The 24,526-nt window shown below is 71.1% G+C and carries 21 protein-coding genes; 5 read left to right on the plus strand and 16 right to left on the minus strand.

The window, feature by feature from the left end; translation table 11 throughout:
• Together ACFWUZ_RS23080 and ACFWUZ_RS23085 are read left to right on the plus strand one after the other, a co-directional pair.
• A complete protein-coding gene (locus ACFWUZ_RS23080) occupies positions 1–2,751 on the plus strand; it encodes a fumarate reductase/succinate dehydrogenase flavoprotein subunit (RefSeq protein ID WP_384375891.1) in 2,751 nt (916 codons plus the stop codon).
• A gap of 124 nt (positions 2,752–2,875) precedes the next feature.
• Positions 2,876–3,481, plus strand: coding sequence for a hypothetical protein (locus ACFWUZ_RS23085; protein WP_384375894.1), 606 nt, complete (start codon positions 2,876–2,878; stop codon positions 3,479–3,481).
• A 180-nt stretch (positions 3,482–3,661) separates the two neighbouring features.
• On the opposite strand, the gene nuoN is transcribed toward ACFWUZ_RS23085, so the two are convergent.
• Genes nuoN through ACFWUZ_RS23155 form a run of 14 tightly spaced genes read right to left on the minus strand, consistent with a single transcriptional unit; the run spans position 3,662 to position 19,570 of the window.
• The gene (nuoN, locus tag ACFWUZ_RS23090) at positions 3,662–5,308 is read right to left on the minus strand and encodes an NADH-quinone oxidoreductase subunit NuoN (protein WP_384376192.1); all 1,647 of its coding nucleotides are present in this window, start codon (positions 5,306–5,308) and stop codon (positions 3,662–3,664) included.
• A gap of 5 nt (positions 5,309–5,313) precedes the next feature.
• The gene (locus ACFWUZ_RS23095) at positions 5,314–6,915 is read right to left on the minus strand and encodes an NADH-quinone oxidoreductase subunit M (RefSeq protein WP_384375897.1); all 1,602 of its coding nucleotides are present in this window, start codon (positions 6,913–6,915) and stop codon (positions 5,314–5,316) included.
• A 1-nt stretch (position 6,916) separates the two neighbouring features.
• On the minus strand, positions 6,917–8,812 hold the full coding sequence (gene nuoL, locus ACFWUZ_RS23100) for an NADH-quinone oxidoreductase subunit L (RefSeq protein WP_384375900.1): 1,896 nt from the start codon (positions 8,810–8,812) through the stop codon (positions 6,917–6,919).
• Positions 8,813–8,824: 12 nt separating this feature from the next.
• Positions 8,825–9,124 carry an NADH-quinone oxidoreductase subunit NuoK gene (nuoK, locus tag ACFWUZ_RS23105; protein ID WP_030864698.1) on the minus strand — a complete coding sequence of 100 codons (300 nt, stop codon included), beginning with the start codon at positions 9,122–9,124 and terminating at the stop codon, positions 8,825–8,827.
• Positions 9,121–9,930 (minus strand): NADH-quinone oxidoreductase subunit J, encoded by an 810-nt coding sequence (locus tag ACFWUZ_RS23110; RefSeq protein ID WP_384375903.1) that lies wholly within the window; start codon positions 9,928–9,930, stop codon positions 9,121–9,123. Before ACFWUZ_RS23110 ends, nuoK begins: the two co-directional genes overlap by 4 nt.
• The gene (gene nuoI / locus ACFWUZ_RS23115) at positions 9,927–10,529 is read right to left on the minus strand and encodes an NADH-quinone oxidoreductase subunit NuoI (protein ID WP_384375906.1); all 603 of its coding nucleotides are present in this window, start codon (positions 10,527–10,529) and stop codon (positions 9,927–9,929) included. Before nuoI ends, ACFWUZ_RS23110 begins: the two co-directional genes overlap by 4 nt.
• A gap of 3 nt (positions 10,530–10,532) precedes the next feature.
• Positions 10,533–11,906: an NADH-quinone oxidoreductase subunit NuoH gene (nuoH, locus tag ACFWUZ_RS23120; protein WP_384375909.1), complete on the minus strand. Its 1,374-nt coding sequence runs from the start codon at positions 11,904–11,906 to the stop codon at positions 10,533–10,535.
• Positions 11,903–14,410: an NADH-quinone oxidoreductase subunit G gene (locus ACFWUZ_RS23125; protein WP_384375912.1), complete on the minus strand. Its 2,508-nt coding sequence runs from the start codon at positions 14,408–14,410 to the stop codon at positions 11,903–11,905. The genes nuoH and ACFWUZ_RS23125 overlap by 4 nt, the downstream gene beginning before the upstream one ends.
• On the minus strand, positions 14,407–15,783 hold the full coding sequence (gene nuoF / locus ACFWUZ_RS23130) for an NADH-quinone oxidoreductase subunit NuoF (protein ID WP_384375915.1): 1,377 nt from the start codon (positions 15,781–15,783) through the stop codon (positions 14,407–14,409). The genes ACFWUZ_RS23125 and nuoF overlap by 4 nt, the downstream gene beginning before the upstream one ends.
• Positions 15,783–16,553, minus strand: coding sequence for an NADH-quinone oxidoreductase subunit NuoE (gene nuoE / locus ACFWUZ_RS23135; protein ID WP_384375918.1), 771 nt, complete (start codon positions 16,551–16,553; stop codon positions 15,783–15,785). Before nuoE ends, nuoF begins: the two co-directional genes overlap by 1 nt.
• Positions 16,550–17,899, minus strand: coding sequence for an NADH-quinone oxidoreductase subunit D (locus ACFWUZ_RS23140; RefSeq protein ID WP_384375921.1), 1,350 nt, complete (start codon positions 17,897–17,899; stop codon positions 16,550–16,552). Before ACFWUZ_RS23140 ends, nuoE begins: the two co-directional genes overlap by 4 nt.
• Positions 17,899–18,645 carry an NADH-quinone oxidoreductase subunit C gene (locus ACFWUZ_RS23145; protein ID WP_384375924.1) on the minus strand — a complete coding sequence of 249 codons (747 nt, stop codon included), beginning with the start codon at positions 18,643–18,645 and terminating at the stop codon, positions 17,899–17,901. Before ACFWUZ_RS23145 ends, ACFWUZ_RS23140 begins: the two co-directional genes overlap by 1 nt.
• On the minus strand, positions 18,642–19,196 hold the full coding sequence (locus ACFWUZ_RS23150; RefSeq protein ID WP_030162005.1) for an NADH-quinone oxidoreductase subunit B family protein: 555 nt from the start codon (positions 19,194–19,196) through the stop codon (positions 18,642–18,644). The genes ACFWUZ_RS23145 and ACFWUZ_RS23150 overlap by 4 nt, the downstream gene beginning before the upstream one ends.
• A 14-nt stretch (positions 19,197–19,210) precedes the next feature.
• Positions 19,211–19,570: an NADH-quinone oxidoreductase subunit A gene (locus ACFWUZ_RS23155; protein ID WP_384375927.1), complete on the minus strand. Its 360-nt coding sequence runs from the start codon at positions 19,568–19,570 to the stop codon at positions 19,211–19,213.
• An 842-nt stretch (positions 19,571–20,412) separates the two neighbouring features.
• On the opposite strand from ACFWUZ_RS23155, the gene ACFWUZ_RS23160 reads away from it, so the two are divergent.
• Together ACFWUZ_RS23160 and ACFWUZ_RS23165 are read left to right on the plus strand one after the other, a co-directional pair.
• On the plus strand, positions 20,413–21,279 hold the full coding sequence (locus ACFWUZ_RS23160; RefSeq protein WP_384375930.1) for a C40 family peptidase: 867 nt from the start codon (positions 20,413–20,415) through the stop codon (positions 21,277–21,279).
• Positions 21,280–21,447: 168 nt separating this feature from the next.
• The gene (locus tag ACFWUZ_RS23165; RefSeq protein WP_384375933.1) at positions 21,448–21,633 is read left to right on the plus strand and encodes a hypothetical protein; all 186 of its coding nucleotides are present in this window, start codon (positions 21,448–21,450) and stop codon (positions 21,631–21,633) included.
• On the opposite strand, the gene ACFWUZ_RS23170 is transcribed toward ACFWUZ_RS23165, so the two are convergent.
• Complete coding sequence (locus ACFWUZ_RS23170) at positions 21,630–22,913, minus strand: geranylgeranyl reductase family protein (RefSeq protein ID WP_384375935.1); 1,284 nt, start codon at positions 22,911–22,913, stop codon at positions 21,630–21,632. The genes ACFWUZ_RS23165 and ACFWUZ_RS23170 overlap by 4 nt on opposite strands.
• Before the next feature lie 59 nt (positions 22,914–22,972).
• On the opposite strand from ACFWUZ_RS23170, the gene ACFWUZ_RS23175 reads away from it, so the two are divergent.
• Complete coding sequence (locus ACFWUZ_RS23175; protein ID WP_384375938.1) at positions 22,973–23,602, plus strand: GNAT family N-acetyltransferase; 630 nt, start codon at positions 22,973–22,975, stop codon at positions 23,600–23,602.
• On the opposite strand, the gene ACFWUZ_RS23180 is transcribed toward ACFWUZ_RS23175, so the two are convergent.
• Entirely contained in the window at positions 23,599–24,522 is a 924-nt protein-coding gene (locus tag ACFWUZ_RS23180) for a glutaminase (protein WP_384375941.1), read from the minus strand. The two genes, ACFWUZ_RS23175 and ACFWUZ_RS23180, sit on opposite strands and share 4 nt — an antisense overlap.
• Positions 24,523–24,526: the final 4 nt, after the last annotated feature.

Raw genomic sequence — 24,526 nt, forward strand, 5'->3', positions numbered from 1 at the left:
GTGGACATTCCCGCGATCGGCGACGCCGAGGAAATCTCCTGCGACGTCCTCGTCATCGGCGGCGGCACCGCCGGCACGATGGCGGCACTCACCGCCGCCGAGCGCGGCGCGCGGGTCCTGCTCCTGGAGAAGGCGCACGTGCGCCACTCCGGGGCCCTCGCCATGGGCATGGACGGGGTCAACAACGCCGTCATCCCCGGCCGGGCCGAACCGGACGACTACGTCGCCGAGATCACCCGCGCCAACGACGGCGTCGTCGACCAGTCCACCGTCCGCCAGACCGCAACCCGCGGCTTCGCGATGGTGCGGCGCCTGGAGTCGTACGGGGTGAAGTTCGAGAAGGACGAGCACGGCGAGTACGCGGTGCGCCAGGTCCACCGCTCGGGCTCCTACGTCCTGCCCATGCCGGAGGGCAAGGACGTCAAGAAGGTCCTCTACCGGCAGTTGCGGCGCCGCGAGATGCGCGAGCGGATCCGGATCGAGAACCGGGTGATGCCGGTCCGGGTCCTCACCTCACCCGAGGACGGCCGGGCGATCGGCGCGGCCGCCCTCCACACCCGCACCGGCGCGTTCGTGACCGTCCGCGCGGGCGCGGTCGTACTGGCGACGGGCCCCTGCGGACGCCTGGGGCTGCCCGCCTCCGGCTACCTCTACGGCACGTACGAGAACCCGACCAACGCGGGCGACGGCTACGCCATGGCCTACCACGCGGGGGCGGCGCTCACCGGGATCGAGTGCTTCCAGATCAATCCGCTGATCAAGGACTACAACGGTCCGGCGTGCGCGTACGTCGCGAACCCGTTCGGCGGCTACCAGGTCAACCGGCACGGCGAGCGGTTCGTGGACTCCGACTACTGGTCGGGGCAGATGATGGCGGAGTTCGCGGCCGAACTCGCCTCGGACCGGGGACCGGTGTACCTGAAGCTCAGCCACCTGCCGGAGGAGTCGGTGGCCTCGCTCGAATCGATCCTGCACACCACGGAGCGGCCGACGCGCGGCACCTTCCACACGAACCGCGGCCACGACTACCGCACGCACGACATCGAGATGCACATCTCGGAGATCGGGCTGTGCGGGGGCCACTCGGCCTCGGGCGTACGGGTGGACGACCACGCCCGCACCACGGTCCCGCGCCTGTACGCCGCCGGGGACCTGGCGTCCGTACCGCACAACTACATGATCGGGGCGTTCGTCTTCGGCGACCTGGCGGGCGAGGACGCGGCGCGGTACCGGGCCTACGAGGGCCCCCTGCCCGCCGATCAGCTGGCGGCCGCGCACGAGCTGGTCTACCGTCCGCTGCGCCGTCCGGACGGGCCGCCGCAGCCGCAGGTGGAGTACAAGCTGCGGCGCTTCGTGAACGACTACGTGGCGCCGCCGAAGACGGGCGCGAAGCTGTCGCTGGCGGTGGAGGCCTTCGACCGCATGTCCGGGGAGATCGCGGAGATGGGGGCGACCACCCCGCACGAGCTGATGCGCTGCGCGGAGGTGTCCTTCATCCGGGACTGCGCCGAGATGGCCGCCCGGGCCTCGCTGGCCCGTACGGAGTCCCGCTGGGGCCTGTACCACGAGCGGCTCGACCACCCCGCGCGGGACGACGCGGGCTGGCTGCACCACCTGGACCTGCGCAAGTCGGCGTCGGGGGCGATGGAGTTCACGGCCCGCCCGGTCGAGCCGTACCTGGTCCCGGTGGACGGGTTCGACCCGGCCGGCGGCCCCTCACGGCACCTGGGCGAGGTCGCGCTGGTCCCGGTCGCGACGGCGGGCCCGGGGGCCGCGGCCGGGCGGGCGGCCGCCCCCGGCCCCGGCCCCGCGGCGCAAGCCGCACCGGAGGCCGCACCGGAGGCCCCACCGGTCTCCGCGGGGCGGGCCGGGGACACCGCCTCCCCGCGGATCCTCGAACTCCTCGCCCTGGCGGAGGAGTCACCGGACCTGGCCGCCCTGCGCCCCTACCTCACCGACCCGGACGCGGCGGTGCGGACGGCGGCCGTCGCCGCGCTCGGCGAGACCGTGCCCCCGGGGGCGGGCCCCGCGCTCGCCGCCCGCCTCACCGACCCGGCCCCCGCCGTGCGGGCGGCCGCCGCGGGCGCGCTGCGGGAGCTGGTCGAGGTCCTGCCGGGCGGGCCGGAGCTGGGTGCGGGCCTGCGGGCCGCCCTCGCCGTGCCGGACCCGGTGGTGCGCGCGGCGGCGCTCGAGGCGCTGCGGGCCCTGCGGCTCGGGGACGCCGGGCTGTACGCGGGCGCGCTGGCCGACGCCGACCCGGAGGTCCGCATCCACGCCGTGCGGGCGCTGGTCTCGGTGGACGCGGTCCCGGCGCTGGCCGCCGCCGCCGCGGACCCCGCCCGCGAGGTCCGGGTGGCGGTGGCCAAGGGCCTGGCGTCGGTGCACGCTCCGGCCCCGGCGCCGCTGGACCCGCTGCTGGCCGACCCGGATCCGCTGGTGCGGGGGGCCGCCCTGGGGGCGCTGGCCCGGGCCGGCTGCCCGGACGGGTACGCGCGGGCCGCCGCGGCCGCACTGGCCGATCCGGCCTGGCAGGTGCGGGCCGGTGCGGCGGCCGCGCTGTCGGCCGCCGCTCCGGGGGTGGCCGTACCGCCGCTGGCCGGGGCGCTGGCCGATGCCGACGCCGACGTCCGCAAGGCGGCGGTCCTGGCCCTGCTGGCCCACGGGGACACCGCGGAGGCCCGCGCCGCGCTCGCCACGGTGCTCTGCGACCCGGACGCGGACGTGCGCGCGTACGCGGCCCGGGGGGCCTGAGGGCCGGGGCCCCGGCCGCCCCGTTCGGAGGCGCGCCGCGTGCGCGGGGCGGGCGGGGCCGGGATGGTGGACGGACCGCACCGGGAACCCGTACCCCGTACCCCCACCACGAGGAGCCGCCGCCATGACCGTACGCAGCCTGAAGACCGTCCTCGCCTGCGCGGCCGCCGCTTCGCTCGGCCTGGCCGCCGTGACCCCGGCGCACGGGGTGGAGGGCCCCGCTCCCGACCCGCGCGACCACCGGGCCATGAAGGACATGGCGACGGCGATCCGGGCGACGGCCAGGTACACGGACGAGCGGGAGGCCCTCAAGGACGGGTACGTCCCGCGCGGCGAGGAGTGCATGTCCAACCCGTTCGGGGTGGGCTCGATGGGCTACCACTACGTCAAGGACGCCAACTGGGGTTCGAAGGACCCGGCCCGGCCGACCGCGCTCCTCTACAGCAAGGACAAGGACCGCAGCGGCCGCCGCAAGCTCCAGGCCGTGGAGTGGATGGCGACCGACCGGGACCAGGACCTGAAGACGAGCGACGACCGGCCGGGCATGTTCGGGCTGCCCTTCGACGGGCCGATGCCCGGCCACTGGGCGGGCATGCCGAAGCACTACGACCTCCACATGTGGGCGTACGAGAAGAACCCGGCCGGCCGCTTCCACAACTGGAACCCGGCGCTGACCTGTCCCAGGAAGGCCCCGGTCCCGGGCGGTGCGCCGCACGGGCACGGCCACTAGTCCTGCGACCGCAGCGCCGTCAAGCGCCTCCCGCATTCGAGGTCTCCGTCCCGTTCCCCGTCAGCCTGGACCTGACCGCGATCACACCTGAGCGGCGAAGGCCCGGCTGGCGCACACGGCGAAGGGCCCGGATCCCCCCCCCGAGGGGATCCGGGCCCTTCGCCGTTGCGCGAACCGGGGTCAGCGGACGAACGTGCTCGCCTGCCCCGCCAGGTCCAGGAAGTACTGCGGGGCCAGGCCCAGGACCAGGGTGACCGCGACGCCGACCGCGATCGTCGTCATCGTCAGCGGCGAGGGGACGGCCACGGTCGGACCGTCGGCCTTCGGCTCGCTGAAGAACATCAGGACGATCACCCGGATGTAGAAGAACGCGGCGATCGCGGACGAGATCACACCGACCACGACCAGCGCGCCCGCCCCGCCCTCCGCGGCCGCCTTGAACACGGCGAACTTGCCGGAGAAACCGGACGTCAGCGGGATCCCGGCGAAGGCGAGGAGGAACACCGCGAAGACGGCCGCGGTCAGCGGCGAACGGCGTCCCAGGCCCGCCCACTTGGACAGGTGCGTCGCCTCACCGCCCGCATCGCGCACCAGCGTGACCACCGCGAAGGCGCCGATCGTCACGAAGGAGTACGCCGCCAGGTAGAAGAGGACGGACTGGACGCCCTCCGCCGAGGTGGCGATCACACCGGCCAGGATGAAGCCCGCGTGCGCGATCGAGGAGTAGGCCAGCAGCCGCTTGACGTCCGTCTGGGTCACGGCGATCACCGCGCCCGCCAGCATGGTGACGATCGCGACGCCCCACATCACCGGCCGCCAGTCCCAGCGCAGGCCCGGCAGGACCACGTACAGCAGCCGCAGCAGCGCGCCGAAGGCCGCGACCTTCGTCGCCGCCGCCATGAAGCCGGTGACGGGGGTCGGGGCGCCCTGGTAGACGTCCGGGGTCCACATGTGGAAGGGGACCGCGCCGACCTTGAAGAGCAGGCCCATCAGGATCAGCGCCCCGCCGATGAGCAGCAGCACGTCGTTGCCCATGGTGTCGGCCAGCACCGGGTCGACCTTGGAGACGGTGCCGTCCACGACGTCGGCGATCGCCGCGTACGAGACCGAGCCCGCGTACCCGTAGAGCAGGGCGATGCCGAACAGGAGGAAGGCCGAGGAGAAGGCACCCAGCAGGAAGTACTTGACCGCGGCCTCCTGCGACATCAGCCGCTGGCGGCGGGCGACGGCGCAGAGCAGGTACAGCGGGAGGGAGAAGACCTCCAGCGCGATGAACAGCGTCAGCAGGTCGTTGGCCGCCGGGAAGATCAGCATGCCGGCGATCGCGAACATCGCCAGCGGGAAGACCTCGGTGGTCGTGAAACCGGCCTTGACGGCGGCCTTCTCGCTCTCGCTGCCCGGTACGGACGCCGCCTGCGCCGCGAAGGAGTCGACCCGGTTGCCGTGCGACGCCGGGTCCAGGCGCCGCTCGGCGAAGGTGAAGACGGCGACGACCGAGGCCAGCAGGATGGTGCCCTGCAGGAAGAGCGCCGGGCCGTCCACGGCGATGGCGCCCATGGCGGCGATCTGCGCCTTGGTGGACCCGTACCCGCCGGCCGCGAGGCCGACGACCGCCGCGAAGGCCGAGGCCAGCGCGGCGACGGCGAGGAACACCTGGACGTAGTAGCGGGACCGGCGGGGCACGAAGGCCTCGACGAGGATCCCGAGGACCGCCGCGCCCACCACGATCAGCGTGGGCGCGAGCTGCGCGTACTCGATGGTCGGCGCCGGGATCCGGTCGACCGGAGCCTCGGCCGCCACGGTCCACAGGCTGTGGGCGGAAGTCAGTGCACTCACTGCGCCGCCACCTCCTTCTTGATGGGCTCGGCCTCGACGACCACGTCCGGCTTCGGATCGGTCTGCTGCACGTCCGACATGGTGTGCTCCACCGCCGGGTTGACGATGTCCGTGAGCACCTTCGGGTAGACGCCCAGGCCGATCAGCAGCGCGATCAGCGGGGCCACCACCAGCACCTCCCGCAGGCGCAGGTCCGGCATGGTGCGGACCTCCTCCTTCACCGGGCCGGTCATCGTGCGCTGGTAGAGCACCAGCGTGTACAGCGCGGCCAGCACGATGCCGACGGTGGCGATGATGCCGACGACCGGGTACCGGGCGAAGGTGCCGACCAGGACCAGGAATTCGCTCACGAAGGGCGCGAGGCCCGGCAGGGAGAGGGTGGCGAGACCACCGATCAGGAAGGTTCCGGCGAGGACCGGAGCCACCTTCTGCACACCGCCGTAGTCGGCGATGAGCCGCGAGCCGCGCCGGGAGATCAGGAATCCGGCGACCAGCATCAGTGCCGCCGTCGACAGGCCGTGGTTGACCATGTAGAGGGTCGCGCCCGACTGGCCCTGGGAGGTCATCGCGAAGATGCCCAGGACGATGAAGCCGAAGTGCGAGATCGACGCGTAGGCGATCAGCCGCTTGATGTCCCGCTGCCCGACCGCGACCAGCGCGCCGTAGACGATGCTGACCAGGGCCAGGACGAGGATCACCGGCGTGGCCCACTTGCTGGCCTCGGGGAAGAGCCCGAGGCAGAAGCGGAGCATCGCGAAGGTGCCGACCTTGTCGACGACCGCGGTGATCAGTACGGCGACCGGGGCGGTGGCCTCGCCCATCGCGTTCGGCAGCCAGGTGTGCAGCGGCCACAGCGGGGCCTTCACCGCGAAGGCGAAGAAGAAGCCGAGGAACAGCAGCCGCTCGGTGTTGGTCGCCATGTCGAGCGTGCCCGCGGCCCGCGCGGCGGCGATCTCCTGGAGCGAGAAGTTCCCGGCGACCACGTACAGGCCGATGACGGCCGCCAGCATGATCAGGCCGCCGACCAGGTTGTAGAGGAGGAACTTGACCGCCGCGTACGAGCGCTGCGCGGCCGCCTTCTCGTCGGAACCCGAGTGCGCCCGGTCCCCGAAGCCGCCGATGAGGAAGTACATCGGGATGAGCATGGCTTCGAAGAAGATGTAGAAGAGGAAGACGTCGGTGGCCTCGAAGGAGATGATCACCATCGCCTCGACCAGCAGGATCAGGGCGAAGAAGCCCTGCGTCGGCCGCCAGCGCGACGAACTCGTCTCCAGGGGGTCGGCGTCGTGCCAGCCGGCCGCGATCACGAAGGGGATGAGGAGCGCGGTGAGCCCGATGAGCACCACCCCGATCCCGTCCACGCCCAGTTCGTAGCGGACGCCGAAGTCGGCGATCCAGGGGCGGGACTCGGTGAGCTGGTAGCGGTCGCCGCCGGGCTCGAAGCGGATCGCCACGAGTACGGCGAGGGCCAGGGTCGCCAGCGAGAAGAGCAGCGCGAGCCATTTGGCGACGGTCCTGCGGGCGGCCGGTACGGCCGCCGTGAGGATCGCGCCGACCGCGGGGACCGCGGCCGTCACGGTCAGAAGCGGGAAGTTCATGTCACACCGCCCTCATCAGCAGGGTCGCGGCGATCAGGATCGCCGTGCCCCCGAACATCGAGACCGCGTAGCTGCGGGCGTAGCCGTTCTGGAGCTTGCGCAGCCGGCCCGAGAGCCCGCCGACGGAGGCGGCCGTCCCGTTGACCACGCCGTCGACCAGGCTGTGGTCGACGTACACGAGCGAGCGGGTCAGGTGCTCCCCGCCGCGCACCAGCACGACGTGGTTGATGTCGTCCTGGTACAGGTCCCGCCGGGCCGCCCGGGTGAGGAGCGAGCCGCGCGGGGCGAGGACCGGGACGGGCCGCCGTCCGTACATCGACCAGGCGATGCCGACGCCGACGACGAGGACCGCCATGGTGGCCAGCGTGACCGTCATCGCACTGACCGGCGGGTGGCCGTGCTCGTAGCCGGTGACGGGTTCCAGCCACTTCACGAACCGCTCGCCGATCTCGAAGAACCCGCCGGCGAAGACCGAGCCGAACGCCAGGACGATCATCGGGATGGTCATGGACTTCGGGGACTCGTGCGGACGCGGCTCGCGGCCCTCCGCGTCGGGCTGCCAGCGCTTCTCGCCGAAGAAGGTGAGGAGCATGACGCGGGTCATGTAGAAGGCGGTGATGCCCGCGCCCAGCAGGGCGGCCCCTCCCAGGATCCAGCCCTGGGTGCCGCCCTTCGCGAAGGCCGCCTCGATGATCATGTCCTTGGAGAAGAAGCCGGACAGGCCCGGGAAGCCGATGATCGCCAGGTAGCCCAGACCGAAGGTCACGAAGGTGACCGGCATGTACCTCCGCAGGCCGCCGTACTTGCGCATGTCCACCTCGTCGTTCATCCCGTGCATCACGGAACCGGCGCCGAGGAAGAGGCCCGCCTTGAAGAAGCCGTGCGTGACCAGGTGCATGATCGCGAAGACGTAGCCGATCGGGCCGAGGCCCGCCGCAAGGATCATGTAGCCGATCTGCGACATCGTCGACCCGGCGAGGGCCTTCTTGATGTCGTCCTTCGCGCAACCGACGATCGCACCGAAGAGCAGCGTGACCGCGCCCACGATGGTGACCACCAGCTGGGCGTCCGGCGCCCCGTTGAAGATCGCGCCCGAGCGGACGATGAGGTAGACGCCCGCGGTGACCATCGTCGCGGCGTGGATGAGGGCCGAGACCGGGGTCGGGCCCTCCATCGCGTCGCCGAGCCAGGACTGCAGCGGCACCTGGGCCGACTTGCCGCAGGCGGCGAGCAGCAGCATCAGGCCGATCGCCGTCAGCGTGCCCTCGGAGGTCTCGCCGACCGCGCCGAGCACCGGCCCGAAGGCGAAGGTCCCGAAGGTGGTGAACATCAGCATGATCGCGATCGACAGGCCCATGTCGCCGACGCGGTTGACGAGGAAGGCCTTCTTGGCGGCGGTGGCCGCGCTGGGCTTGTGCTGCCAGAAGCCGATCAGGAGGTAGGAGGCGAGGCCCACGCCCTCCCAGCCGAAGTACAGCAGCAGGTAGTTGTCGGCGATGACGAGCAGCAGCATCGCCGCGACGAACAGGTTCAGGTAGCCGAAGAAGCGGCGGCGGCGCTCGTCGTGCTCCATGTACCCGATCGAGTACACGTGGATGAGCGTGCCCACCCCGGAGATCAGCAGGACGAAGGTCATCGACAGCTGGTCCAGCTGGAAGGCCATGTCCGCCCGGAAGCCCTCCACCGGGATCCAGGTGAACAGGCGCTGGTGCAGGGCCCGGTCATCGGCGCCGCGTCCCAGCATGTCGGCGAAGAGCGCGACGCCGATGCCGAAGGAGACGGCCGCGAGCAGGGTGCCGATCCAGTGGCCGGCCCGGTCGAGGCGCCGGCCGCCGCACAGCAGCACCGCCGCTCCGAGCAGGGGCGCCGCCACCAGCAGCGCAATCAGATTCTCCACTGTGAACGCCCCTTACAGCTTCATCAGGCTGGCGTCGTCGACCGAGGCCGAGTGGCGGGTACGGAAGAGCGACACGATGATCGCGAGGCCCACCACGACCTCCGCGGCGGCGACGACCATCGTGAAGAACGCGATGATCTGGCCGTCGAGGTTGCCGTGCATGCGGGAGAAGGCGACGAAGGCGAGGTTGCAGGCGTTGAGCATCAGCTCGACGCACATGAACAGCACGATCGCGTTCTTGCGGATCAGCACGCCGGCCGCGCCGATGGTGAACAGCAGCGCCGCCAGATACAGGTAGTTGACCGGGTTCACTTCGAGGCCTCCTCACGGCCGAGGCGCTCCGAAGAGGCCTGCTCCAGCGCCTTGAGGTCGTCCAGCGCCTCGCTGGAGACGTCCCGGATCTGGCCGCGGGCCCGGAGCGTCCTGCTGACCGTCAGCTCGGACGGGGTGCCGTCCGGGAGCAGGCCGGCGACGTCCACCGCGTTGTGCCGGGCGTACACGCCGGGTGCGGGCAGCGGCGGGAGCTGGACTCCCTCGCGCACGCGCCGCTCGGCCAGCTCGCGCTGCGTGGCGGCACGTTCGGTGCGCTCGCGGTGGGTGAGGACCATCGCGCCGACGGCCGCGGTGATGAGGAGCGCGCCGGTGAGCTCGAAGGCGAAGACGTACTTGGTGAAGATCAGCTGGGCCAGGCCCTCGACGTGTCCGGCGGAGTTGATCCGGCCGAGCCCGTTGAAGTGGGTGAGCCGGGCCTGGCCGATGCCGGTGATCAGCAGGATGCCGAAGCCGAGCCCGCACAGGGCGGCGAGCCAGCGCTGGCCCTTGATGGTCTCCTTCAGGGAGTCGGCGGCGGTGACGCCGACGAGCATGACCACGAAGAGGAAGAGCATCATGATCGCGCCGGTGTAGACGACGACCTGGACGACGCCCAGGAAGTACGCCCCGTTGGCGAGGTAGAAGACCGCCAGGATGATCATCGTCCCGGCCAGGCTCAGTGCGCTGTGCACGGCCCTCTTCATCAGGATCGTGGCCAGCGCGCCGACGACGGCGACCGTGCCCAGGATCCAGAACTGGACCGCCTCGCCCGTCGAGGTCAGGGAGGCGGCGGCGAGCGCGCTCATGCCTGCACCCCCTCGGCGTCTTCCGCCCTCTTCCCCGCGGGCGTCTCGCCCTTGGAGACGGCCGTCTGCCGGGCCGTGCCGGGGGCCGCCCCCGTCACCAGTCCGCGGTAGTAGTCCGTGTCCTCGGTGCCGGGGTACATCGGGTGCGGAGCCTCGACCATGCCCTCGGTGAGGCCGGCGAGCAGCTGTTCCTTGGTGTAGATGAGGGATTCCCGGCTGGCATCGGCCAGTTCGAACTCGTTCGTCATGGTCAGCGCCCGCGTCGGACACGCCTCGACGCACAGCCCGCACAGGATGCAGCGGGCGTAGTTGATCTGGTAGACGGCGCCGTACCGCTCGCCCGGGGAGTAGCGCTCCTCCTCGGTGTTGTCCGCGCCCTCCACGTAGATGGCGTCGGCGGGGCAGGCCCAGGCGCACAGTTCGCACCCGATGCACTTCTCCAGACCGTCCGGGTGCCGGTTGAGCTGGTGCCGTCCGTGGAAGCGCGGGGCGGTGGTCTTCTGCTGCTCCGGGTACTGCTCGGTGAGGCGCTTCTTGAACATGGCCTTGAAGGTCACGCCGAAGCCGGCCACCGGGTTCTGCCACTTGTCGTCAGACATGTCTCAACCCTCCTCTCGGTCGCTGTCGGTGTTCGCCCCGCCGGTGACGATCAGCTCCCGCCGGCTGCGGGGCCGCCGGCGCGGTACGGGTGCCAGGCGCTGTCCGGGCTTGGGCGGTACGGGGAACCCGCCCGCCAGCGGGTCGAAGGTCCCGGTGGCCGCCGCCTTCCCGGCCTCCTCCGCCTGCGCCTTCTCCCGTTTGTCGCGGAAGAGGTCCGCGACGAAGGACAGGAGCAGGATCGCGACGACCCCGCCGCCGACGTAGAGGACGATCTCGCTGAAGTCGTACGCCTCGTTGCGCAGCGCGCGGACGGTCGCGACCAGCATCAGCCAGACCACGGAGACCGGGATCAGGACCTTCCAGCCGAGCTTCATCAGCTGGTCGTAGCGCACGCGCGGCAGCGTGCCGCGCAGCCAGATGAAGAAGAACAGCAGCAGCTGGACCTTGAGGACGAACCAGAGCATCGGCCACCAGCCGTGGTTCGCGCCCTCCCAGAACGTGCTGATCGGGTACGGGGCCCGCCAGCCGCCCAGGAAGAGGGTGACGGAGACCGCGGAGACGGTGACCATGTTGACGTACTCGGCGAGCATGAACAGCGCGAACTTGATGGACGAGTACTCGGTGTTGAAGCCGCCGACCAGGTCGCCCTCGGACTCCGGCATGTCGAAGGGGGCGCGGTTGGTCTCGCCGACCATCGTGATGACGTAGATGATGAAGGAGACGGGCAGCAGGATGATGTACCAGCGGTCCGCCTGCGCCTCCACGATCGCAGAGGTCGACATCGACCCGGAGTAGAGGAAGACCGAGGCGAAGGCCGCGCCCATGGCGATCTCGTAGGAGATCATCTGCGCGCAGGAGCGCAGACCGCCCAGGAGCGGGTACGTCGACCCGGAGGACCAGCCCGCCAGGACGATGCCGTAGATCCCGACCGAGGCCACCGCGAGGATGTACAGCATCGCGATGGGCAGGTCCGTCAGCTGCATGGTGGTGCGCTGGCCGAAGATCGAGACCTCGTTGCCGGCGGGGCCGAAGGGGATCACCGCGATGGCCATGAAGGCAGGGATCGCCGCGATGATCGGGGCCAGGACGTACACCACCTTGTCGGCCCGCTTGACGACGATGTCTTCCTTCAGCATCAGCTTGACGCCGTCGGCGAGCGACTGGAGCATGCCCCAGGGTCCGTGCCGGTTGGGGCCGATGCGCAGCTGCATCCAGGCGACGACCTTGCGCTCCCACACGATGGAGAAGAGCACCGTCACCATCAGGAAGGCGAAGCAGAACACCGCCTTGATGACGACGAGCCACCAGACGTCCCGCCCGAACAGGGACAGGTCCTCCGCGGCGAGCTGGACGAGGTCACCGGGTACCGCGTTCACGCTCCCACCTCCGCAGTGGTGTCGCCGGCGCCGGCGGGGATCGCCGGTCCGATCCGGACGAGGGTGCCCGGCCGGGCTCCGGTGTCGGCGAGGACGCCCGAGCCGGTGGAGTTCATCGGGAGCCAGACCACGCGGTCGGGCATCCCGGTGATCCGCAGCGGCAGCTCCACGGTCCCGGCCGGGCCGGTGACCACGAGGACGTCGCCGTCCTTGACGCCCGTCTCGGCGGCCGTGGCGGCCGACAGCCGGGCACTGGCCTCGTGCCGGGTGCCGGCCAGGGCCTCGTCGCCGTCCTGGAGACGGCCCTGGTCGAGGAGGAGCCGGTGGCCCGCGAGGACCGCCTCGCCCGCTCCGGGACGGGGCAGCGCCACCGGGTCGGTGGACTGCTCGGCGGCCAGCTCGCCCTCCCACGGGCCGAGCCGCTCCAGTTCCCGGCGTACGACCTGCACGTCGGGCAGGGAGATCGGCCGGTCGGCCGCGTCGGCCAGCATGTGCAGCACGCGGGAGTCCGCGGGGGCGAGGCGGCGGGTCATCTGGTCGGGCTTGAGCGCGGCCTCGAACGGCCGGACCCTGCCTTCCCAGTTGATGAAGGCGCCCGCCTTCTCGACGACCGCGGCCACCGGGAACACCACGTCCGCGTGGTCGGTGACCTCACCGGGCCGCAGTTCCAGGGAGACCACGAAGGCTTCCCGGAGGGCGTGCCGCGCCCGGGCCGGGTCCGGCAGATCGGTGACCTCCACGCCCGCGACCAGCAGCGCGGACAGCTCGCCCGAGGCCGCGGCCTCGACGATCTGGCCGGTGTCACGGCCGTAGCGGTGCGGGAGCTCGTCCAGGCCCCAGGCGGTGGCGACCTCGTCGCGGGCCCGCGGGTCGGTGGCCGGGCGGCCGCCGGGCAGCAGGGACGGCAGCGCGCCCGCCTCGATCGCGGCCCGCTCCCCGGCCCGGCGCGGGATCCACGCCAGGGCGGCGCCGGTCGCGGCCGCGGCCCGGACGGCGGCGGTCAGCGCACCGGGCACCCCGGCCAGGCGCTCCCCGACGAGGATGACCGCGCCGGGCCGGCGCAGCGCCTCGGCGGCCTCGGATCCGCCGGCCTCCAGGCCGGTCCGGGTGGCCAGCGCGTCCAGCCACTCGGGCTCGGTGCCGGGGGCGGCGGCCAGCAGGGTGCCGCCCGCCTTCTCCAGGCCCCGGGTCGCGAAGGGCGCCAGGGCGAAGGTGCGCTGCTTGTGCTTGCGGTGCGCCTTGCGCAGCCGCAGGAAGACCCCGGGGGCCTCCTCCTCGGCCTCGATGCCGGCGAGCAGCACCGCGGGCGCCGCCTCCAGCGAGGTGTAGGTCACCCCTTCGCCGTCGAGGTCCTTGCCGGTGCCGGCCACGGTGGCGGCCAGGAAGTCGGCCTCCTCCGCGCTGTGCACGCGCGCCCGGAAGTCGATGTCGTTGGTGTCGAGCACGACCCGCGCGAACTTGGCGTACGCGTAGGCGTCCTCGACGGTGAGCCGTCCGCCGGTCAGCACTCCGGCGCGGCCGCGCGCGGCGGCGAGTCCGGCGGCCGCGGCCTCCAGGGCCTCGGGCCAGCTCGCCGGCTCCAGGACCCCGGCGGCGCTGCGCACCAGCGGGGTGGTCAGCCGGTCCCGCTGCTGCGCGTAGCGGAATCCGAAGCGGCCCTTGTCGCAGACCCACTCCTCGTTGACCTCGGGGTCCTCGGCGGCCATCCGCCGCAGGACCTTGCCCCGGCGGTGGTCGGTCCGGGTCGCGCAGCCGCCCGCGCAGTGCTCGCACACGCTCGGGGAGGAGACGAGGTCGAAGGGGCGGGAGCGGAACCGGTACGCGGCCGAGGTGAGGGCGCCGACCGGGCAGATCTGGATGGTGTTGCCGGAGAAGTAGGACTCGAACGGGTCGCCCTCGCCGATGCCGACCTGCTGGAGCGCGCCGCGTTCGAGCAGTTCGATCATCGGGTCGCCGGCGATCTCGTTGGAGAAGCGGGTGCAGCGCGCGCAGAGCACGCAGCGCTCGCGGTCCAGCAGCACCTGTGGGGAGATCGGGACCGGCTTCTCGTAGGTGCGCTTCCTGCCCTCGAAGCGGGACTCGGCGTTGCCGTGCGACATCGCCTGGTTCTGCAGGGGGCACTCGCCGCCCTTGTCGCAGACGGGGCAGTCCAGCGGATGGTTGATGAGCAGCAGCTCCATCACCCCGCGCTGGGACTTGTCGGCTACCTCGGAGGTGAGCTGGGTCTTGACCACCATGCCGTCGGTGCAGGTGATGGTGCAGGAGGCCATCGGCTTGCGCTGGCCCTCCACCTCGACGATGCACTGGCGGCAGGCGCCGGCCGGGGAGAGGAGGGGGTGGTCGCAGAACCGGGGGATCTCGATGCCGAGCTGTTCGGCGGCCCGGATGACGAGCGTCCCCTTGGGCACCGACAGTTCGACGCCGTCGATGGTCAGCGAAACGGTGTCCTCGGGCGGCACCGCGGCCTCTCCGCCACCCGCAGGGGCGTTCGTGGTGACGGTCATGCGTTCACCTCCGTGTCAGCCCAGAGGGTCGACTTCTTGGGGTCGAAGGGGCAGCCCTTGCCCGTGATGTGCTGCTCGTACTCCTCGCGGAAGTACTTGAGCGAGGAGAAGATGGGGCTGGCAGCGCCGTCGCCGAGTGCGCAGAAGGACTTGCCGTTGATGTTGTCGGCGATGTCGTTCAGCTTGTCGAGGTCGGACATGACGCCCTTGCCCGACTCGATGTCGCGCAGCAACTGGACCAGCCAGTACGTGCCCTCGCGACAGGGGGTGCACTTGCCGCAGGACTCATGGGCGTAGAACTCGGTCCACCGGGTCACGGCCCGCACCACGCAGGTCGTCTCGTCGAAGCACTGGAGCGCCTTCGTGCCGAGCATCGAGCCGGCCGCCAGGACGCCTTCGTAGTCCAGCGGGACGTCGAGGTGCTCGTCCGTGAACATCGGGGTGGAGGAGCCGCCCGGGGTCCAGAACTTGAGCCGGTGCCCGGGGCGCATCCCGCCGCTCATGTCGAGGAGCTGGCGCAGGGTGATGCCGAGGGGGGCCTCGTACTGGCCGGGGCCGGCGACGTGCCCGGACAGGGAGTAGAGCGTGAAGCCGGGGGACTTCTCGGTCCCCATCGACTTGAACCAGTCCTTGCCCCGGAGCAGGATCGCGGGGACCGAGGCGATGGACTCGACGTTGTTGACGACGGTGGGACAGGCGTAGAGCCCCTCCACCGCGGGGAAGGGGGGACGCAGCCGGGGCTGGCCGCGCCGGCCTTCGAGGGAGTCGAGCAGTGCCGTCTCCTCCCCGCAGATGTACGCGCCCGCTCCGGCGTGCACCGTGATGTCGAGGTCGAGCCCGCTGCCGAGGACGTCCTTGCCGAGGTATCCGGCCTCGTACGCCTCGCGCACCGCCTCGTGCAGGCGCCGCAGCACCGGCACGGCCTCGCCGCGCAGGTAGATGAAGGCGTGCGCGGAGCGGATGGCGTAGCAGGCGATGATCATTCCCTCGATGAGGGAGTGCGGGTTGGCGAAGAGGAGGGGGATGTCCTTGCAGGTTCCCGGCTCCGACTCGTCCGCGTTCACGACGAGGTAGTGCGGCTTCCCGTCGCCCTGCGGGATGAACTGCCACTTCATCCCGGTGGGGAAGCCCGCGCCGCCGCGGCCGCGCAGACCCGAGTCCTTCACGTAGGCGATGAGGTCGTCCGGGGTCATCGCGAGGGCCTTGCGCAGGCCCTCGTACCCCTCGTGGCGCCGGTAGGTCTCCAGGGTCCACGACTGCGGTTCGTCCCAGAAGGCCGACAGCACGGGCGCGAGGAGCTTCTCGGGACTCGTGCCGCCTCCGGCCTCCGGCCGGGAGGCGCCTCCGTTGCTCAGTTCGGAAGACACGGTCATCACTCCCCTCCCTCGGTGGTGGCCTCGCCCCGCGGGTGCACGATCGAGGTGTGGGCGGACTCGCCGCGGGCGATGCGCAGGCCGATCAGGGAGGCGTGGCCGGCGCCGCCGGTGGCCTCGACCGCTCCCTCGCGCTCGTCCGGGAAGCCGGCCAGGATCCGGGCGGTCTCCTTGTACGTGCACAGCGGCGCACCCCGGGTCGGCTCCACCGGGCGGCCCGCCAGCAGGTCGTCGACCATGGCCTTGGCGGACTCGGGGGTCTGGTTGTCGAAGAACTCCCAGTTGACCATCACCACGGGGGCGAAGTCGCAGGCCGCGTTGCACTCGATGTGTTCGAGGGTGACCTTGCCGTCGGGGGTGGTCTCCTGGTTGCCGACCCCGAGGTGCTCCTTGAGTTCCTCGAAGATGGCGTCGCCGCCCATCACCGCACACAGCGTGTTGGTGCAGACGCCGACCTGGTAGTCCCCGGAGGGCTTGCGCCGGTACATCGTGTAGAAGGTCGCGACGGCTGTGACCTCGGCGGTGGTCAGGCCCAGCACCTCGGCGCAGAAGCGGACACCGGTGCGCGAGACGTAGCCCTCCTGCGCCTGGCACAGGTGCAGCAGCGGCAGCAGCGCACTGCGGCTGTCGGGGTAGCGGGCGATGACCTCGGCGGCGTCCGCGGCGAGCCGCTCGCGCACCTCCGCCGGGTAGTCGGGGGCGGGCAGCTGGGGCATGCCCAGGGAGAGGGGTGCCGGGGGGGTCCCCCCCGGAGAAGACGCAGTCGTCATCGGTCGACGCCTCCCATCACGGGGTCGATGGAGGCGACGGCGACGATGACGTCGGCGACCTGGCCGCCCTCGCACATCGCGGCCATGGCCTGCAGGTTGGTGAAGGACGGGTCGCGGAAGTGGACCCGGTAGGGGCGGGTGCCTCCGTCGGAGACGACGTGGACGCCGAGTTCGCCCTTGGGCGACTCGACGGCCGCGTAGGCCTGCCCGGCGGGGACGCGGAAACCCTCGGTCACCAGCTTGAAGTGGTGGATGAGGGCCTCCATGGAGGTGCCCATGATGTTCCTGATGTGGTCGAGCGAGTTGCCGAGCCCGTCCGGGCCCATCGCCAGCTGCGCGGGCCAGGCGATCTTCTTGTCGGCGACCATGACCGGGCCCGGCTCCAGCCGCTCCAGGCACTGCTCGACGATCCGCAGCGACTGGCGCATCTCCTCCAGGCGGATCAGGAACCGCCCGTACGAGTCGCAGGTCTCGGTGGTCGGTACGTCGAACTCGTAGTCCTCGTAGCCGCAGTACGGGTCCGACTTGCGCAGGTCGTGGGGGAGTCCGGCGGAGCGCAGGATCGGGCCGGTGGCGCCCAGCGCCATGCAGCCGGTGAGATCGAGGTAGCCGACGTCCTGCATGCGGGCCTTGAAGATGGGGTTGCCGGTGGCGAGCTTGTCGTACTCCGGCAGGTTCTTCTTCATGGTCTTCACGAACTCGCGCAGCTGGTCGACCGCGCCGGGCGGCAGGTCCTGGGCGAGGCCGCCGGGGCGGATGAACGCGTGGTTCATGCGCAGGCCGGTGATCAGCTCGAACACGTCGAGGATCAGCTCGCGGTCGCGGAAGCCGTAGATCATGATCGTGGTCGCGCCCAGCTCCATGCCGCCGGTGGCGATGCACACCAGGTGGGAGGAGAGCCGGTTGAGCTCCATCAGGAGCACGCGGATCACGGTGGCCCGGTCCGGGATCTGGTCGGTGATGCCGAGCAGCCTCTCGACGCCGAGGCAGTACGCCGTCTCGTTGAAGAACGGCGTCAGGTAGTCCATGCGCGTCACGAAGGTGGTGCCCTGCGTCCAGTTCCGGAATTCGAGGTTCTTCTCGATGCCGGTGTGCAGGTAGCCGATGCCGCAGCGGGCCTCGGTGACCGTCTCGCCGTCGATCTCCAGGATCAGGCGGAGCACGCCGTGGGTGGACGGGTGCTGGGGGCCCATGTTGACGACGATGCGCTCGTCGTCCGCCTTGGCCGCCGACTGGACGATCTCGTCCCAGTCGCCGCCGGTGACGGTGTAGACGGTGCCTTCGGTGGTCTCGCGCGCGGAGGCTCGGTTCTCTGCGTGTTCTGCGCGATTCGAGGTGGGGGACATCAGCTGTACGACCTCCGCTGGTCGGGAGCCGGGATCTGGGCGCCCTTGTACTCGACGGGGATGCCGCCGAGCGGGTAGTCCTTGCGCTGCGGGAAGCCCTGCCAGTCGTCCGGCATCATGATCCGGGTGAGAGCGGGGTGCCCGTCGAAGACGAGGCCGAAGAAGTCGTAGGCCTCGCGCTCGTGCCAGTCGTTGGTCGGATAGACCAGGACGAGCGAGGGCAGGTGCGGGTCGCTGTCCGGGACGGACACCTCCAGCCGCAGGATCCGCCCGTGGGTGAGCGAGCGCAGGTGGTAGACGGCGTGCAGCTCGCGGCCCTTGTCCCCGGGGAAGTGGACTCCGGAGACTCCGGTGCACAGTTCGAACCGCAGGGCCGGGTCGTCGCGCAGGGTCCGCGCGACCTGGACGAGGTGCTCCCGGGCGATGTGGAAGGTCAGTTCGCCCCGGTCGACCACCGTCTTCTCGATGGCGTTCTCCGGGACCAGGTCCTGCTCCTCCAGGGCGCCTTCGAGCTCGTCGGCCACCTCGTCGAACCAGGAGCCGTAGGGGCGGCTCGTCGCGCCGGGCAGGGCCACGGTGCGGACCAGGCCGCCGTAGCCGCTGGTGTCCCCGCCGGACGCGGCCCCGAACATGCCCTTGCGGACGCCGATGACCTCCGGTCCCTGGGCCCGCGGCGCAGGGACGTTGCTGCCGTTGCCGCCGTTGGTTTCGTTGCTGCCGTTCTCCGGCTCCTGGGTCTCGCTCACCGGAGCAGCCCCTTCATCTCAATGGTGGGGAGGGCCTTGAGGGCTGCCTCCTCCGCCTCGCGTGCCGCCTCTTCCCGGTTCACGCCGAGCTTTCCGCCCTGGATCTTCTGGTGGAGCTTGAGGATCGCGTCCATCAGCATCTCGGGGCGCGGCGGGCAGCCGGGCAGGTAGATGTCCACCGGGACGATGTGGTCGACGCCCTGGACGATGGCGTAGTTGTTGAACATTCCGCCCGAAGATGCACAGACCCCCATGGAGATGACCCATTTGGGAGCGGGCATCTGGTCGTACACCTGCCGCAGCACCGGCGCCATCTTCTGGCTGACCCGGCCGGCCACGATCATCAGATCGGCCTGGCGCGGCGAGCCGCGGAAGACCTCCATGCCGAAGCGGGCCAGGTCGTAGCGGCCCGCTCCGGTGGTCATCATCTCGATGGCACAGCAGGCGAGGCCGAAGGTCGCGGGGAAGACGGATGACTTGCGCACCCAGCCCGCGGCCTGTTCGACGGTGGTCAGCAGAAAGCCGCTCGGCAGCTTCTCTTCCAGTCCCATGGGAATTCAGCCCCTCAGTCCCATTCCAGGCCGCCGCGGCGCCACACGTAGGCGTAGGCGACGAAGACGGTGAGCACGAAGAGCAGCATCTCGACGAGCCCGAAGATCCCCAGGGAGTCGAAGGTGACGGCCCAGGGGTAGAGGAAGACAACCTCGATGTCGAAGACGATGAAGAGCATCGCCGTCAGGTAGTACTTGATGGGGAAGCGGCCGCCGCCGGCCGGCAGCGGAGTCGGCTCGATGCCGCACTCATACGCTTCAAGCTTCGCCCGGTTGTACCGTTTTGGACCGATCAGCGTGGCCATGACCACGGAGAAGATCGCAAACCCTGCGCCGAGGGCGCCGAGCACGAGGATGGGCGCGTACGCATTCACGCTCCTCGCTCCTTCCAGTCGTCCTTGACCGTTGGACCGCTGCGCCGGCTGGGGGTACCTCCCAGCGGGAGCTGAGGGGCGTGGCCCGCCTCCCGAAGATCACGCCGTGATCGATCGCTTGCATGTGAGGCAGTTCACAAGCCGGACTGGTGCGCATCTTATGCCCGGTCGTCTGTGATCTGCGACACGGGTAACAACAACGAGTTTGTGATCTCCACCACCTGACGAACGATCATGAAGCCCGATGAGTCGTGATCTTCATACGTGAAGCAGCCACATGATCACCAAAGGTGACATCCGCCCTCGTTACCGCAGGTAGGAGGCGTCTCGCCCTATCAAAGGATGGCTCGTGCAGGCAAATTGGAAAGAGCGTGGAGTGCGTGATAAAGGAATCCGCGTCGCCCGGTCGGGGGAGGCGGCACATACGGAGGTGGACGCGGGGCAGGGGCGGACACGGAGGCCGCCCCGCGTGTGCGTCCGTTCACGAACCCGCGCGCACCCTTTCCGCCGGCTCCCGGCCGGTTTCCCGACGACCTCTTCACAGCGGGGTCACGACCGGCCCACGGTGTCCGCACAGCGTGACGCTCCTGTGACCTGCGTCACCCGGAATCGCCGCCGCCGAAAGCGGGCTTGGCCAACTGTCCGGAGGGATGGTAGGCCCAGGATCAATTAGGACTAATTACAGAAACCCCATGATCACAGCCCTGTGAAGGCGTGTCCGATTCGCCCGTTACGGCGTCAATAAGCCGCGCGGCGCGCCCGGTTAGCACCGTTCGCGCGCAACTGTGGCGCAACCCACGTTTCTTGAAGGGAACCCGGCCCCCCTGATAGCGGTTGTACTCATGTCCCACACCGCTCACATACCCAGCCACCGGAAGCCCCGCCGAAGCGCCTCGAAGCTCGCGGTCCGCGCCGGAGTTGCCGGTGGCGTCCTCAGCACCCTGGCCATGGCCGGCACCGCGAGCGCGTCCCCGTCCGAGCCCGTGGCCGAGACGACGCTCGAAATGCCGGTCCTCGACGTGGACCTGGCCTCCGACGTCTCCTCCGCCGTCACCGTGGCCGCGGAGAACACCCGCCTGGCCGCCGTCGAGGGCGAACTGACCGCCCTTGAGGAGAGCGCCCGCACCGGGGCCGCCGCCGAGGCGAAGAAGGCCAAGGAAGACGCCCAGCAGAAGGCCGACGCCGAGAAGAAGACGAAGGACGAAGAGGCCCGCAAGGCCGAGGCCGACCGCGCCAACCGCAGCACCGCGCGCGCCTCGCTGGGCACCAAGTCCGCCGACTCCTCGGGCTCCACGGGCTCCTCCGCCTCGACGCCCGCCAAGGACAGCGGCTCCTCCGTGTCCGCACCGGCCACCGGCTCCGCCGCCGCCGTCGTGAACTTCGCCCGCGCCCAGGTCGGCAAGGCGTACGTCCGGGGCGGCACCGGCCCGACCGCGTACGACTGCTCCGGGCTCGTGCAGGCCGCCTACCGCGCCGCGGGCATCAAGCTGCCCCGCATCTCGGGCGACCAGTCCTCGATGGGCACCTCGGTCTCGCTGAACGCCCTCCAGCCGGGCGACATCCTGTACTGGGGCAGCCGCAGCGGCTCGTACCACGTCGCCATCTACTCGGGCAACGGCAAGTTCATCGGCGCGCAGAACCCCAGCACCGGCATCGTCGAGCAGAAGCTCAGCTACGACATGCCCTCGGGCGCCGTCCGCATCCTCTGAGCAGCGCTCCGGGCACGCTCGGACCACAGCACTCCAGGCCGAAGGGCCGGTACTCCCCCGCTGGGGGTGGAGTACCGGCCCTTCGGCCTGCCGTGCGCGCGCTGCCCCGGCCCCGCGAAGGACGGCCGCGGCGCGTCTTGACCGTTCGACACCCGGAGGTGGTGGTCCGTGAGCGGAAAGCCGTACGAGGACCACGGCACCGGCGACCGCACGGCCCTCCCCGCCGCCCTCGGGCTGGGCCTGCCGGCCGCGGGAGGCCGGCTGCCGGCCACCGCCCGCCCCTGGCACCGGCCGGGCCGCCCGCCCGCCTGCGCAGGCCGGCGGCGGGTCGGTGACGGCGCGGGGGGCGCCTAGGCCTTCGGGGCCACCTTCGAGAGGCCGTTGATGATGCGGTCCATCGCGTCGCCGCCCGTCGGGTCGGTCAGGTTCGCCAGCATCTTCAGCGTGAACCTCATCAGCACCGGGTGGGTCAGGCCCCGCTGCGCGGCGACCTTCATGACCTTCGGGTTCCCGATCAGCTTCACGAAGGCACGGCCCAGCGTGTAGTAGCCGCCGTACGTCTCCTTGAGCACCTTCGGGTAGGTGTGCAGGGCCAGTTCGCGCTGGGCCGGCGTGGCCCGGGCATGGGCCTGCACGATGACCTCGGCCGCGATCTGGCCCGACTCCATGGCGTACGCGATGCCCTCGCCGTTGAACGGGTTGACGAGGCCGCCCGCGTCACCGACCAGCAGCAGGCCCTTGGTGTAGTGCGGCTGCCGGTTGAAGGCCATCGGCAGGGCCGCGCCGCGGATGGGCTGCGTCATGTTCTCGGGGGTGTAGCCCCAGTCCTCCGGCATGGAAGCGCACCAGGCCTTGAGGACCTCGCGCCAGTCCAGCTCCTTGAAGGCGGAGGAGGAGTTGAGGATGCCGAGGCCGACGTTGGACGTGCCGTCGCCCATGCCGAAGATCCAGCCGTAGCCGGGCAGCAGCCGGTCCTGCGCGCCGCGCCGGTCCCACAGCTCCAGCCAGGACTCCAGGTAGTCGTCGTCGTGCCGCGGCGAGGTGAAGTACGTGCGGACCGCGACGCCCATCGGGCGGTCCTCGCGCCGGTGCAGGCCCATCGCCAGGGAGATCCGGGAGGAGTTGCCGTCGGCCGCGACGACCAGCGGGGCGCTGAAGGTGACCGGGGTCTTCTCCTCGCCCAGCTTCGCCTGGACCCCCGTGATGTGACCGGTGCGCGGGTCGCGGACGGGCTCGCCGACGTTGCAGCGCTCGTACAGCCGCGCGCCGGCCTTCTGCGCCTGCCGGGCCAGGGTCTCGTCGAAGTCGTCGCGCTTGCGGACGAGGCCGTAGTCGGGGAAGGAGGCGAGTTCCGGCCAGTCCAGCTGGAGCCGCTGGCCGCCGCCGATGATCCGCAGGCCCTTGTTCCGCAGCCAGCCGGCCTCTTCGGAGATGTCGATGCCCATCGCCACCAGCTGCTTGGTGGCGCGCGGGGTCAGTCCGTCACCGCACACCTTCTCGCGCGGGAACGCCGTCTTCTCCAGCAGCAGTACGTCGAGTCCGGCCTTGGCGAGGTAGTACGCGGTGGTCGCACCGGCGGGCCCGGCACCGACGACGATCACGTCCGCGGAGTGTTCGGAGAGGGGCTCGGTCACGGCTGGGTCTCCCGAAGGCTCGATATAGGGTGCCAGGCGGCACCGGACATGTGCAGTCTATGCAGCGAGAGAGAACGCGATCAGAAGGGTCACCCCCGTTGAGTAGCTCGCCCAGCTCGCCCCCGCCCGCGCCCGGCTCTCCGGCCCGGCCGCTCCCCGTCGTACGGCTGCGCGTGCCCACGGACGAGGACGCGCACGCCTGGCACAGCGTCTTCGCCGACCCCGACGTGATGGAGTTCCTGGGCGGTCCGGCGGAACTGTCCGTGTACGAGGAGTTCACCGCCCGCCAGCGCATGCACGACGCCCAACTCGGCTACTGCCTGTGGACCCTGCTGGACGAGGACGGCCAGGTCATCGGCTTCACCGGCGCCCAGCCCTGGCCCCGTGCGGACTGGGGGCCCGTCGGGGAGATCGAGATCGGCTGGCGGCTCGGCCGCGGGCACTGGGGCCGGGGGTACGCGTACGCCGCCGCCCTCGCCACCGTCGAGCGGGTCCGGGAGGCGGGCGTCCCGCACGTGGTCGCGATGATCCACGCCCACAACACCCGCTCGGCAGCGGTCGCGGAGCGTCTCGGGATGCACCTGGACGAGGAGTTCACCACCCCGGGCGGCAACCCGGGCCGGCGCTACCGTCTCGACCTCGCCGCGGACCTGGCCGCTCCTGTCGGGGCGGCTGTGGTCGAGGTCTAGAAGACCGAGAGGCCGGTGAGGGTCGTGAAGCGGTCCAGGGCCGCCACACCCGCGACGGAGTTCCCCTGGGCGTCCAGGCCGGGGCTCCACACCGCCAGCGCGCACAGGCCCGGCACGACCGCGACGATCCCGCCGCCCACGCCGCTCTTGCCGGGCAGCCCGACGCGGTAGGCGAACTCGCCCGCCGCATCGTACGTCCCGCAGGTGAGCATGACCGCGTTGATCTGCTTGGCCTCGCTGCGCGTCAGCAGCCGCGAGCCGTCGGCCCGCAGCCCGTGCCGGGCCAGGAAGAGCCCGGCGCGGGCCAGGTCGGCGCAGCTCATCTCGATGGAGCACTGCCAGAAGTAGTGCTCCAGCAGGGCCGGCACCGGGTTGTCGATGTTCCCGTACGAGGCCATGAAGTGCGCGACGGCCGCGTTGCGGTCGCCGTGCGCCTGCTCGGAGGCCGCGACCTCGGCGTCGAACCCTATGCCCGGGTTGCGGCTCTCCTCCCGCAGGAAGCCGAGCAGTTCGCTGCTGGCGTCGCCGGTCAGGGTCTGGAGCCGGTCGGTGACCACGAGTGCGCCCGCGTTGATGAACGGATTGCGCGGGATGCCGTTCTCGTACTCCAGCTGCACGAGCGAGTTGAAGGGGTTGCCGGAGGGCTCGCGGCCGACCCGCTCCCACAGGCTGTCCCCGCCCTCGGCCAGGGCCAGGGCGAGCGCGAAGACCTTGGTGATCGACTGGGCGGAGAAGGGGACCTGCCAGTCCCCCACCCCGAAGACCTCCCCGCCGAGTCCGGCGACGGCCATGCCGAACTGGCCGGGGTCCACGGACGCGAGCGCCGGAATGTACTCGGCGGGGGTGCCGCTGCCCACCAGCGGGGCGACATCGGCCGCGATCTGCTCCAGCAGGGCCGCGTAGTCGAGGGTGTCGGGCACGGCG

This window comes from Streptomyces sp. NPDC058646 (genome assembly GCF_042716875.1).
Classification (GTDB): domain Bacteria; phylum Actinomycetota; class Actinomycetes; order Streptomycetales; family Streptomycetaceae; genus Streptomyces.